Source organism: Mycobacterium arosiense ATCC BAA-1401 = DSM 45069 (assembly GCF_002086125.1).
GTDB classification, from domain to species: Bacteria; Actinomycetota; Actinomycetes; order Mycobacteriales; family Mycobacteriaceae; genus Mycobacterium; species Mycobacterium arosiense.
The window spans coordinates 1-13,038 of the sequence record NZ_MVHG01000119.1 but is presented as its reverse complement, the minus strand read 5'-3'; the positions used below and the strand labels follow the sequence as shown (position 1 = coordinate 13,038).

Below are 13,038 nucleotides of genomic sequence, written 5' to 3'. Positions count from 1 at the left end.
TACCTCCTCGACGAACCACCTGACATGACTCCAACCTTCCCAAGAAGTGGAGTCTCCAGACATCCCGGGGCGGTTCATGTCGGTGTTGGAGGCCCAGTTAGGCCCGGTCGTCGACATCAACGTCAACCGGTCATCATTGCAAAGCCAACGGGATCTCAAATGGGGTTGGTTGAGGGAGCCCATCCACGGGTCATGACGATCGTGGGCCGGGATGCCCGGGCGACGCTACTATTGGTGCCGTACCGGACCGGTACAGCGCTTGCGGTAATGATTCTGCGCCGGGCCGCCGACCTACCCGTCTATTCGATCCATCACGATTCACCAGCGTTCAAGACCGCCAAATCCATAGGGTTCGGCGCGCGATAGCCGGCTGTAAGCGGTTGACAGTCGGCTTCCTAGTCCAGCGCACCGATCGACAGGAGGGTGTCGACCGTCAAGGCATTGTTCGGGCCCGCCGCGGTCATCATGACAGCGTGCGCTTGGCCGGGATCGGTGTGCGGCGAAACAACCAGAAGAACGATCTTCGCGCGGTTGAGTCCGAGCACTTCGACGGTGTTGAGTGGCTGCAGGCGATACCCGTCGAGCCGTACTATGTGAGCACCGAAAGCCAATTTCGCGGGCGCCGTTGACCATTCGGTGAGTTTGTAGATTACGCGGCCAATAGGTCCCAGTCGAACCGACAGCACCGCCAATAGATCTGGCAGTTCTGTCATCAGATCATCACTGTGCGGCCACCACGCACCGTCGACGAACCCGCTGGGTGGCGCTTTGGGCTTGAGACGCAGGCGCGGTGTGCGTAGCGGGGGAGTATGCCGATGCCCGGCATCTGTGAGGCTTTTCTGCGGCGTCATATTGACGCTCCCGTCTTGACCGCGGAAGCGGCCAGCATTCGAATCGGCGACGACATGGCTTTGACTAGTCACATACGAGGTATCGCCAATGGGTCTCACACTACGCCGCAAACCAGTGCCGATGGGAATTATCCAAGCCGCGCGCCGGGCGCATGGTTTCTACCGTTGGGCACGTATTCGATCTGCTCCTAAGGCTATTGCGGCACAACGGTTTCGACGATTGTCGATCAGCGGGTGGCGCGCCGCCGCGGCAACCTCAGCGGATGGAAACCAGTTGGTCGATTGAATCACGGGGCAAATCGCCGTCCACCACGGCGCTCACTACCAGACGATTCAGCGTAATCGCGCCTTTGTGATTGTCGAGGAACGCGGTGTCGGAGGCGTCGCGACCGGTCGCTACCCGCACCAACGTCTGCCGGGGCGCCAGCAGCGTCGCGTCGACCACCCGCCAGTGCCCGTCGACGAAGGCCTCGGCGACGGCGTGAAAGTCCATCGGATATACCCCCGGCGCGTACACGGACACCACCCGGGCCGGGACGCTGACCGCCCGCAGCAGCGCCACCACCAGGTGCGCGTAGTCCCGGCACACGCCCTCGCCGGCGAGCATCGTGTCCACCGCCCCGTCAATCGGATCGCTGGAGCCGGGCACGTAATTCAGTCTGGTGCCCACCCAGGAACTTACGTGCTCCAACAGTTCCGCCGAATCGCGGTCGTTTCCGAACTCCGTTGCGGCGAAACCAAAGAATTTATCGGATTCGGCGTAGCGGCTGGGCCGCAGATACATAGACTGGTCGTATTCGGTCACCGGAGCCGGATGGGTTTGACCCACGATCGTCGCCTCGTAGTCGACTCGCAGAGTGCCCACCGCGGCGTCGAACTTATGGATGCGGTTACCGTGCAGCCCGCTGACCTCCAGCGGGGTGATCGGCCGTCCGTTCAAGGCGAAGCGCAGCGACTCGGAGACCTCGGCGCCGGGATGCGGTGCGACGGCGATCTGAAATTCCAATGTCGTGGCCGCGGTGATTTCAATTTCGAGTTCGGCGCCAACTTCTCGTCTCATAGCGAGATCCTGCGTTAATTGCTCGGGATTCGCCAGCGGGACGGTTGCCGGCGGTCAAAGGATATGTAGGCCCTGGGCCAGCTCCGAGGCGCCGACCACCGCGAACAGGCCCACCAGGATCTGCCGGTGGTAGGTCCGCACCCAGTCGTGCAGAACCAACAGCAAGGACTGGGTTCTGGCCGGCGTGACGATGTAGCCGACGAGGATGACTTCGACGACGGCGTACATCAAGATCACGAACGCGACTGAGGCGCCGGCCTGCGCGGTGACCGAGGCGCCCGAGGCCGCGATGATCGCGACGATGAACAAGACGCCGTCGACCGGCACCGCGATGATGCCGATCACCCACGCCACCCACGACGCCCCGCTTTCCCAGGCGTCGTGAACATGGCCGAGCAGACGCCGGAACCGGGAAGGGTCGTCAGCCGGCACATCCTGAACCCGGGTAAGCAGCCGCGGCATCGCGATCGGTGCGCCCGAGACCATCGAGAGCTCCGGCGTGCGGTCGGCGTCGGGCGCGGGTTGCTGTTTGGGTTGGCGGGTAAGGAAGCGGACCGCCATCAGCGCGGCGACCGACAGGGCGACCACGCCGAGTCCAATCTGAATCCGGCCGAGGGTTGCGCTCGTCGACGGGGACGCCGAGCCGTGCGCAAGATGGCCGAACATCGGCGTGAAGTTCAGCAGCGTCAGCGGGACGAGCAGCTCGGGTATGCACACCGTCAACCCGCCGAGCCAGTAGGCGAGCAGGCTCGGTCCCGGACGTGGCCGAGAGATCATCAATAAGGCGAGGCCGAGACGGACCGGATTGAGTGCGGCCAGGATCCCCAAGCCCAGCACTGACCCCCACATGGTTCGGGGCTCTACCCGGGAGCGGTGGGGTCTAAACGTCCGCCGCTACCTGAGTAACCACGCGAGTATTTTCGTGCGCAAAGTCGGCTATGAATCGGCTGTGTACGCCAAACATGATCGTATTCAACGGATTCGGGTTGAGCCGCCGACGATAGCGCGGCAGGTGAGAGGCGGACCGCGAGCCGAAAAGCCGCCCGGCTCGCGCGCCCTCGGTCGGCTTCCGAAAGTAGCGGGGCCTGCTGCCATCCGAGCGCTGGCGAATATTTTCCGCGCCGGGTGGGCGTGAGATCAGTCACAACTTGCCTGATTACGGCCGTGTGTTGATGGCAATGAGCGCCCCGTGGCAAATCATGTGAGGCTGACAGAACGGAGGTTCCGGTCGGCGACATTCGAATGAGGGGGACACGCGATGGGGCGGCAACGTGGCAGGTTCGGCTGTGTGCGGCTGCGGCGCTGCCAGAATGGCCTTCGGCGGTTCGCCATGCCGCCCGGTCGCGATTTGGCAAGCATCCGTACGTTTTTGCATGGTGGACCGTGGTTGCGATGCAAGCTCCTGCTGGGCGGCTGCTCTCTGCGGGAGTGGTCCGGTGCGTAGCCAGCGGCAAATATTTTGCGACTGCGTAAAGCGAGGTTCGGTATAACGCCGGCGCGCGTCGCACAGGGAAGCGGAAAACCCCCGCGCACCCAGCCACGTTGCTTTCGTGACAGCGGCAAAACGGTGCCAATAGTAGAGTGGTCGCGGATCGGTTATGTCAGAACAGAATTCATATGTTTCGCACAGCATCTGCCGGGTACCCACGCGACCGTGGGTTGCGACGTCGATGGTCGTAGTGGCATGTATCGGAGTGCACTGCCGATGAACGCTATCTGTCGACGACTCGACGGGATGGGTACCGCGACGACCATGTCGTGGTGCCCATCCTCACGACCGAGGACCGGGCCTGACGGCTCAATCCCCAAGCGCTGCAGCAATGTTCGAAGTTATGCGCGGCGCGATCTGGTATCTTGGTTTTGGTGTTAGGGGGTCCATACATGTCGCTTAATCCGTTCGATGACGACAGCGGTCAATTTTTCGTCTTAGTCAATAATGAAGAACAACACAGTCTTTGGCCATCATTTGCTGTCATTCCCGCCGGTTGGAGAGTAGTTTTTGGAGAAGCTGACCGCGCCGCATGCCTGCACTACATCGAAGAAGCCTGGCCCGATATACGGGCGAAACGTCTGCGCGACACGCTGACCGCGCCGGTTTGTGATCAGTAGACCGGTATCGGTATGAAGGGTTTCGGGGTCGAACTTAAGTGGGGGGCGTTTAGTGGAACGTGTTGACCGGGCCGTTCCGGTGACGCGGGGTCAGCTCGATATCTGGCTGGCGCTGCAAACGGGCTATTTCGATGTCGCGTGGCAACTGGGTGTGCTCGTCCATATCCAGGGCGCCATAGACACCGGTTTGTTGCATGAGGCTATGCGACATGTGCTGAATGAGGCTGAGAGCCTACGGGCTTCGTTCTTCGAGGTCGACGGTCAGGTCTTTCAGAAGGCCGTCGAATACGACGATGTCGATCTTGTTTTCTATGATTTGACCGACGCGCGCGATCCGGAGCGGGAAGTCCGCGAGACGGCTGGATCGATTCAGCGAACGCCGATGCCGCTCACCGGGCCGATGATCAAGTTCGCCCTATTCCGGGTAGCGCCCGACGAATACTACTGGTTCACGGTTTGCCATCACATCGCCATCGATGGGATGGGCATCGCCCTGGTCGGTCGTCGGATCGCCGCGATTTACTCCGCACTGGCTTCCGAGAAACCCATCCCGCCCGCGTTCTTCGGGTCGCTGCGTGACCTCGCCGACGGCGAGCTGGAATACGAGGCATCGCCGAAATTCTCTGAAGATCAAAAATATTGGACCGCGCACCGCCCGACGGGCAGCGGGGCGGACTATCCGGCGACGGTGGCCGACGATGGGCGAGACTCGTATTCGCCCTCCCCGCCAGTGCAATTGGACGAATCCGTCATCGGCAAGGTCAAGGAGTTGTCCAAGGCGCTACGCATCCGCCGGTCCTCGGTGCTCACTGCGGCGTGCGCGCTTCTGGTGCGGGGGTGGAGCGCCGACGGTTCGAATGAAGTCGTGCTGGACTTCCCCGTCAGTAGGCGCGTCGATCCGGAGTCCAAGACGCATCCCGGCATGCTCGCCGGGGTGGTGCCGCTGGTGCTGAACGCGTCGCCGGAGATGACGTTCGCCGACTTCTGCCGCCAGGTCGATACGCGATCACGAGAAGCGTTGCGGCATCAGCAGTTTCCGACACGAACGCTGGACGGCGAAGGGCACTTCAGCGGTCCCAGGCAGGCGCCTAACCGTGTCGTCGTCAACTTCGTCCCCGCGCGACTCACCCTCAGCCTGGGTGACATCCCGGCGACCGCGAAGTACACCAGCTTCGGCCCGGTGGGCCACTTCGGACTGTTCTTCCTCGGATTCGGCGATCAGCAGTTCCTGATCACGGTCGGCACGGGACAACCCTTCGCCAACTTCGACGTCTCGGATCTGGGGGAGCGGCTGCAACGGATTCTGGCGACCATCGCCGCCGGTCCGGACCGGCGGCTGTCGTCGTTGAACGTGCTACACACCGATGAGCGCGCCCGATTGGAAGCGGTTGGCAATACGGCGGTTTTGACCGCTCCGCCGGCCGCCCCGGTGTCGGTGCCGGAGATGTTCGCCGCGCAGGTGAGCCGCGCGCCGGAGGCGGTGGCGCTGGTGTGCGGGGGCACATCGGTGACGTACCGGGAACTCGATGATGCGTCGAACCGGTTGGCGCATCACCTGGTGGCCCACGGCGCCGGGCCGGGACAGGTTGTGGCGCTGATGTTTCCGCGGTCCGCCGAGGCGGTCGCGTCGATCCTGGCGGTGCTCAAGACCGGGGCGGCCTACCTGCCGATCGATCCGTCGTCGCCGAAGACGCGGACCGGGTTCATGCTTGCCGATGCGAAGCCGGTCGCCGCGGTGACCACCGCCGATCTGGCGCAACGGTTCGACGGTCACGGCGTGACGGTCGTCGATGTCAACGATCCGCGCATCGACGCCGAACCCGCAACGGCGCTAACGGTGCCCGACCCGGCCGATATCGCCTACCTGATCTACACCTCGGGCACCACCGGTGTCCCCAAAGGCGTTGCAGTCACTCATCGCAACGTGACACAGCTGATCGCGTCCCTGGACGCGGGCCTTCCCGCCCCGGGCGTGTGGTCGCAATGCCACTCCTATGCCTTCGACGTCTCGGTCTGGGAGATCTTCGGCGGGCTGCTGCGCGGCGGACGCGTGGTAGTGCTGTCCGAAGACGTGACCCGTTCGCCCGACGAGTTTCACGACGTCCTGGTGGCCGAGGAAGTCAGCGTCTTGACGCAGACCCCATCGGCGGTCGCGATGCTGTCGCCGAAGGGGCTGGAGTCGGCGGCGCTGGCGGTGGTCGGTGAGGCCTGCCCGGCCGAAGTCGTGGACCAGTGGGCGCCGGGTCGGGTGATGGTCAACGCTTACGGCCCAACCGAAACGACGATGTGTGTGGCGATCAGCGCGCCGCTGCGCCCGGGATCCGGCGCACCGCCGATCGGGTCCCCGGTGGACCGCGCGGCCCTGTTCGTGCTCGACCACTGGATGCGTCCGCTACCGCCGGGAGTCGTGGGTGAGTTGTACGTCGCCGGAGACGGGGTGGCCGGCGGGTATGTCGGGCGGGCCGGCCTGACGGCGTCGCGGTTCGTGGCCTGCCCGTTCGGCGAGCCGGGCGCCCGGATGTATCGCACCGGCGACCTCGCGTGCTGGGATGCCGACGGGCAGCTGCGGTATCTGGGCCGCGCCGACGAGCAGGTCAAGATCCGGGGCTACCGCATCGAGCTCGGCGAGGTCCAGGCCGCGCTGGCCGCGCTCGACGGTGTCGAGCAGGCCGTGGTGATCGCCCGTGAGGACCGGCCCGGCGACAAACGTCTGGTCGGCTACGTCACCGGGACCGCCGACCCAACCCAGGCCCGCACCGCGTTGGCCGACCGGCTCCCAACGCACATGGTGCCGGCCGCGGTGGTGGCCCTGGACGCGCTGCCGCTGACATCCAACGGCAAGCTGGACACCCGCGCTCTGCCGGTGCCCGAATACCGCGCGGGCGAGTATCGCGCGCCGAGCAACGCGGTCGAACAGATCCTGGCGGGCATCTACGCCGAGGTGCTCGGGCTGCAGCGGGTCGGCGTCGACGAGTCGTTCTTTGAGCTGGGTGGCGACAGCATTTTGTCGCTGCAAGTGGTGGCGCGCGCGCGTGCCGCCGGAGTGAGGTGCCGGCCACGGGACGTCTTCGTCGAACAGACCGTGGCCCGGCTGGCCCGGATGGCCGGCGTGAACGACGGGGTCGGCGACGTCGTCGACGAGGGCGTCGGCCCGGTGGTGCCCACCCCGATCATGCGGTGGCTGCAGGACATCGAACGCACCGGCGGCCCGGTCGACGAGTTCAACCAGACCGTGATGGTCCAGGCGCCCGCCGGGGTGACCGAGGGCGACGTCGCGGTCGTGTTGCAGGCCTTGGTGAATCGCCACGCCATGCTGCGGCTGCGCGTCGACGACGAGTGGTCGCTGCAGGTGCCGGAGCCGGGGTCGGTGCGGGCCGAGGACTGCCTGCAATCCGTCGAAGCGCTGTCCGACAAGGTGCTGGAAGAAGCGCGATCGCGGTTGAACCCGGCCGCCGGAGTGATGCTGAGCGCGCTGTGGGTCGAGGCCGCCGGGCAGCTGACGGTGATCATTCACCACCTGGCCGTCGACGCCGTGTCGTGGTGGATCCTGTTGGAAGACCTCAACATTGCCTGGGCGCTGCACAGCGCGGGGCAGCCGGTGGAGTTGCCGCCGACGGGAACGTCGTTCGCCCGGTGGTCGACGGTGCTCGCCGAGCACGCGCATCGCCCCGAGGTCGTCGGCCGGCTGGGCGCCTGGAAGAAGGTGACGGCGACGCCCGCCGCGCTGCCGGCGGCCAGCCCCGAGGTGGATACCTACGCCTCGGCCGGCCGGTTGTCGGTGGAGTTGGACGCCGAGACGACCGGCATGCTGATCGCCGACGTGCCGGCGGCGTTCCATGCCGGAATCCAGGACATCCTGCTGATCGCGTTCGGCCTGGCCTGGACGGAGTTTCTGGGGGCCGGCGCCGACGCGATCGGCATCGACGTCGAGGGCCACGGCCGGCACGAGGAACTCGCCGCGGACATCGACCTATCCCGCACCGTCGGCTGGTTCACCTCCAAATACCCGGTGGCACTAAGCGTTTCCGGGCTGGAGTGGTCCCAGGTGGTGGCCGGTGACCCGGCGCTGGGCGCGGTGATCAAACACGCCAAGGAGCAGATTCGGGCCCTGCCGGACCCGCTGACCTACGGGCTGCTGCGCTACCTCAACACCGAGGTCGAGCTGGCCGGGCCCGACCCGTTGATCGCCTTCAACTACCTGGGACGTCAACAGGCAGCGTCGGATTCGGTGGGCGAGGGCTGGCGCATCAGCCGGCAGGGCCTGACCCTGATCGGGGCCGCCGCGGCGGTGCCCATGCCGCTGACGCACACCGTCGAACTCAACGCCGGCACCATCGATACCGGCACCGGGCCCCACCTGCACGCCGAATGGACTTGGGCGCCATCGGTTCTCGATGCAACACAGATCACCCGGCTGAGCCGGCTGTGGTTCGAGGCCCTAACCGGCGTATGCGCGCACGTGCGCACCGGTGGCGGCGGCCTGACCCCGTCGGACATCGCGCCGGCCCGGCTGAGCCAGCACGAGATCGACGAGCTGGTGGCCCAGCACTACATCGCCGACATCCTGCCGCTGACGCCGCTGCAGCAGGGACTGCTCTTTCACTCCAACACCGCTGCGGGCAGCGACGACATGTATGCGGTGCAGCTGGACTTCACCCTCACCGGGCCGCTGGACCCCGAACGCCTGCGCGACGCGGTGCACACCGTCGTCAACCGGCATCCGCACCTGGCGGCGCTGTTCTGCGACCGTTACGACGAGCCGGTGCAGATCATTCCCGCCGATCCGGTGGTGCAGTGGCAGTACCGTGACCTCGACGGCAGCGACACCGACGCCGACCAGTTGATCGAGCAGCTGTGCGCCGCCGAGCGGGCCGCGGTGCGCGATCTGTCCGGTCAGGCCGCGTTCCGCGTCGCGCTGATCCGCATCGCGGACGGGCGGCACCGGTTCGTGCTGACCAATCACCACATCCTGCTCGACGGGTGGTCGCTGCCCATCCTGCTGCGCGAGATCTTCACCAGCTACTACGGCCAGCGGCTGCCCGCCGCCGGTTCCTACCGGGCGTTCCTCACCTGGCTGGCCGATCGAGACCTCGACGCCGCCCGTGACGCCTGGGGCCAGGTGCTGTCCGGCGTCGAAACGCCCACCCTGGTCGGACCGCAAGACCGGCTGGGCCAAGGCGACCGCGGCTTCGAAAAGGCCTGTGTCCCCGAGCAAATCACCCCGGACCTGACCGACCTGGCGCGCTCCTGCCAGACCACGGTCAGCACGGTCCTGCAGGCCGCCTGGGCGGTGGTGCTGACCTCGTTGACCGGCCAACACGACGTCGTCTTCGGCACCCCGCGTTCGCGCGTCGGCCAATTGGAGGTCCACGACGCCGAACAGATGGTGGGACTGCTGATCAACACGGTGCCGGTGCGCGCGAACATCACCGCGACCACTACCACCGCGGAGCTGTTGGCCCAGTTGCAGAACAGCCACAACGACGCGCTCGAGCACCAGCACCTGGCGCTCAGCGAAATTCACCGCGTCACGGGCCACGATCAACTCTTCGACACGTTGTTCGTGTACGAGAACTACCCCGTCGAGAGCGGCATGACATTGGGCCCCGACGGGTTGGCCATCGCCGAGTTCACCAACCGCGAGTACAACCACTACCCGCTGACCGTCGAGGCCCTGCCCGGCCGCGAACTCGGGCTGCACGTCGAATACGACGCCGACGTGTTCGACACCGCCGGCATCGCCGCGCTGCTCGACCGATTCCAGCGCGTGCTGGTGGCGATGACCACCGATCCCACCCGGCGGCTGTCGGCTGTCGAACTGCTGGATCGCGACGAGCGCGAGCTGGTGCTGACGCGGCTATCGGGCGCCGGTGTCATCGGGCCGGTCGGGGTGGCGCCGCAGCTGCTGGCCACGGCGCTCACGATCGCCCCGGACGCGCTGGCGGTGGTCGACGGTGGGCGGGAACTGTCCTATCGCGAGCTCGACGAGTGGTCGACGCGCTTGGCGCGCAAGCTTATTGACGCGGGAGTGGGCCCGGAGCGCGCCGTGGGCGTGGCGGTGGGCCGGTCCGCCGAATTGGTGGTTGCCTGGTGGGCCGTGGTCAAGGCCGGCGGCATCCATGCGCCGGTGGATCTGGATCATCCGGTCGAGCGGGTCGCCTCGGTGCTGGACGCCATCGACGCGGTGTGCGTGTTGGCGTGCGGCGCCGATGAGGTCGCCGGCGTCGGGACGCGCCCCGTGCTGCGGATCGACGGCCTGGACCTGTCCGCGTACGCCGCCGCGGCGATCACCGACGCCGACCGGCTGGCGCCGCTGACCGCCCATGACAGCGCCTACGCGATCTTCACGTCGGGCTCGACCGGCACCCCCAAAGGGGTGGTTGTCAGCCACGCCGGCCTACTGGGATGGGCCGCGGCGCAATGCGATGCGGCCGGATTGGGCAGCGACACCCGGGTGCTGATGGTGGCCTCGCCGACCTTCGACGCGTCGGTCGGCGAGATGGTGCTGGCGGCGGCGTCCGGGGCCGCGCTGGTGGTGGCGCCACCGCAGGTGTACGCCGGCGAGCCGCTGACCGCCTTGCTGGCGAGCCGGCGCGTCAACGCGGCCTTCCTGACCCCGACGGTCCTGTCGTCGCTGGATCGCGCCCGGCTGCCCGGGTTCGACAAACTGATGGTCGGCGGGGAGGCCTGCCCGAAGGAATTGGTGGCCGCGTGGGCACCCGGGCGGCGGATGTTCAACGTCTACGGCCCGAGCGAGACCACCATCTGGGTCACGTTCAGCGCGCCGCTGTCGGCCGAGGGACCGGTTCGCATCGGCACTCCGCTGCCGGGTGTGTGCGCGATGGTGCTCGACGCCTGGCTGAAGCCGGTTGCGGTCGGCGTGGTGGGCGAGCTGTATGTGAGCGGGCCGGCGCTGGCGCACGGCTACATGGGCCGGGTGGACCTGACCGCGGAACGCTTCGTGGCCAACCCATTTGGCGGCCCCGGGGAGCGCATGTACCGCACCGGCGACCTGGTGGCCTGGACGCGCGACGGGGACCTGGACTTCGTCGGGCGCGCCGACAGCCAGATCAAGCTGCGTGGCCAGCGCATCGAACTGGGCGAAATCGAGAACACCCTGCTGGGCTGCCCGCAGGTCACCCAGGCCGCCGTCACCGTGCTGGACAGCGCCACCGGCTCGCATCTGGTCGCTTACGTCACGCTCGACCACACCACCGGCGCCGACCACGACGAGGACAACGTCGAAGAGTGGCAACACCTTTACGACGACCTGTATGGCGCGGACCTCGAGTCCCGGTTCGGCATGGACTTCCGCGGCTGGAACAGCAGCTACACCGGCGACCCGATCCCGCTCGCGGAGATGATCGAGTGGCGCGCCGCCACGGTGGACCGGATCACGGACCTGCGACCGCGTCGCGTGCTCGAGATCGGCGCCGGCTCGGGGTTGCTGCTGTCGCAGATCGCCCCGCACTGCGAGGAGTATCTGGCCACCGATTTCTCCCCGGTGGCCATCGAGAACCTGGCCCGCTCGTTGGAACAGCTGCAGTGGCCCTGGCGTGACCGGGTCCAGCTGCGCACCCAGCCGGCCCACGTGACCGACGGCCTGCCCCGCGGCCACTTCGACACCATCATCCTCAACTCGGTCGTCCAATACTTCCCGAACGCGGGCTATTTGGCCGAGGTCATCGACAACGCCATGGAGCTGCTGGCCCCCGGCGGGGCGGTGTTCATCGGTGACGTCCGGAACCACAGCCTGCAGGGCGCGTTCCAGACCGCGATCGCGCTGTCCCGTGGCGGTGCCGCCGCCACCGAGGCCGCCGACATCCGCAAGCGCGTCCGCCACGCCATGCTCGGTGAAACCGAATTGCTGTTGGCGCCAGAGTTTTTCACCACGTGGGCGGTCAACTGCCCGTCGGCCGGTGGCGTCGACATCCAAGTCAAACGCGGCTTCGCCGACAACGAACTGAACCGCTACCGGTACGACGTCGTCATCCGCAAAGCGCCCGCACCCGTGCGCTCGGTGGGCGACGTACCCACCTGGTCGTGGCCCGAATGCGCGGGCGCCGAAGGGCTGCGCGACGTCCTGGCATCCCAGCGTCCCGCCGTCGTCCGCGTCACCGACATCCCGCACGCCGGGGTCATCGCCGACGTTCGCGTGGAAACGGCGCTCGCCGAGGGGCAACCCGTGGCCGACGCGCTCGCCGCGGCCCACGCCGTGTCCGGCGCCGCCGTCGCCGAGGAAGTGCACCGCATCGGCGAGTCCGCCGGGTATCGCGTCGCGGTGACCTGGGGCGCCCAACCCGGCTCCCTGAGCGCCGTTTTCGTCGACGCCGCCGACCCCGACGCGGCAGCGCCGCTGACCGACCTCTACCTGCCGCCCACCGGGGCCCGGCGGCGCACCAGCCACGCCAATGACCCCCGCACCAACACCAAAATCGGCGAGGTGCGCGAGCGGATCAGCGCGTGGCTGCCGGAATACATGGTGCCGACCCACATTGTGGCGCTTGAGGAATTCCCGATGACCTCGTCGGGCAAGCTCGACCGCAAGGCCCTTCCGGAGCCGGAATACCAGGATGTGGACCGGTACCGCGCCCCGGCGACCGCGGCCGAGGAAATTTTGGTGGGCATGTACGCCCAGGTGCTCGGCCTGGAGCGGGTGGGCGTCGACGACTCGTTCTTCGATCTGGGCGGGGATTCGCTGTCGGCGATGCGCTTGATCGCCGCGGTGAACACCAGCCTGAACTCCGACCTCGGTGTGCGGGCCGTCTTCGAGGCGCCGACGGCCGCCGAGCTGGCGCTGCTGGCCGCCGGCGACGCCGACCGGCCTGAGCCGTTGGTGGCCGGGGAGCGCCCGGCGGTGGTTCCGTTGTCGTTTGCTCAGACCCGGTTGTGGTTCATCGACCACTTCCAGGGCCCGTCACCGATTTACAACATCACCGTGGCGTTGCGGCTGCGCGGTCAGCTCGATGCCGGTGCGCTGGGCGCGGCGTTGACCGATGTGGTGGGCCGCCACGAAAG

At 67.0% G+C, this 13,038-nt stretch carries 6 protein-coding genes; 3 read left to right on the top strand and 3 right to left on the bottom strand.

All coding sequences use genetic code 11. The features are described from left to right. The first annotated feature begins 192 nt into the window (after nt 1-192). Nucleotides 193-366 (top strand): hypothetical protein, encoded by a 174-nt coding sequence (locus tag BST14_RS30180; protein WP_158085930.1) that lies wholly within the window; start codon nt 193-195, stop codon nt 364-366. Between the two features lie 29 nt (nt 367-395). Here BST14_RS30180 and BST14_RS26000 read toward each other — a convergent pair whose 3' ends face one another. From BST14_RS26000 to BST14_RS25990, 3 genes are all read right to left on the bottom strand, one after another. Next, a complete protein-coding gene (locus BST14_RS26000; protein WP_083067177.1) occupies nt 396-851 on the bottom strand; it encodes a DUF5994 family protein in 456 nt (151 codons plus the stop codon). A 256-nt stretch (nt 852-1,107) separates the two neighbouring features. After that, entirely contained in the window at nt 1,108-1,911 is an 804-nt protein-coding gene (locus BST14_RS25995; protein ID WP_083067176.1) for a transglutaminase-like domain-containing protein, read from the bottom strand. A gap of 54 nt (nt 1,912-1,965) precedes the next feature. After that, nucleotides 1,966-2,760: a GAP family protein gene (locus tag BST14_RS25990; protein WP_083067175.1), complete on the bottom strand. Its 795-nt coding sequence runs from the start codon at nt 2,758-2,760 to the stop codon at nt 1,966-1,968. A 1,032-nt stretch (nt 2,761-3,792) separates the two neighbouring features. Between BST14_RS25990 and BST14_RS25985 the strand changes: the two genes are divergently transcribed. Next, nucleotides 3,793-4,020 carry an MbtH family protein gene (locus tag BST14_RS25985; protein ID WP_083067174.1) on the top strand — a complete coding sequence of 76 codons (228 nt, stop codon included), beginning with the start codon at nt 3,793-3,795 and terminating at the stop codon, nt 4,018-4,020. A 52-nt stretch (nt 4,021-4,072) separates the two neighbouring features. Continuing rightward, nucleotides 4,073-13,038: non-ribosomal peptide synthetase (locus BST14_RS25980; RefSeq protein WP_142279617.1), on the top strand; the 8,966-nt coding region annotated here is incomplete at its 3' end.

What these genes read in the sequence shown, in the direction of transcription:
- BST14_RS30180 (WP_158085930.1), top strand. Translation starts at nt 193, where the DNA reads ATGACGATCGTGGGCCGGGATGCCCGGGCGACGCTACTATTGGTGCCG.
- BST14_RS26000 (WP_083067177.1), bottom strand. Translation starts at nt 851, where the DNA reads ATGACGCCGCAGAAAAGCCTCACAGATGCCGGGCATCGGCATACTCCC.
- BST14_RS25995 (WP_083067176.1), bottom strand. Translation starts at nt 1,911, where the DNA reads ATGAGACGAGAAGTTGGCGCCGAACTCGAAATTGAAATCACCGCGGCC.
- BST14_RS25990 (WP_083067175.1), bottom strand. Translation starts at nt 2,760, where the DNA reads ATGTGGGGGTCAGTGCTGGGCTTGGGGATCCTGGCCGCACTCAATCCG.
- BST14_RS25985 (WP_083067174.1), top strand. Translation starts at nt 3,793, where the DNA reads ATGTCGCTTAATCCGTTCGATGACGACAGCGGTCAATTTTTCGTCTTA.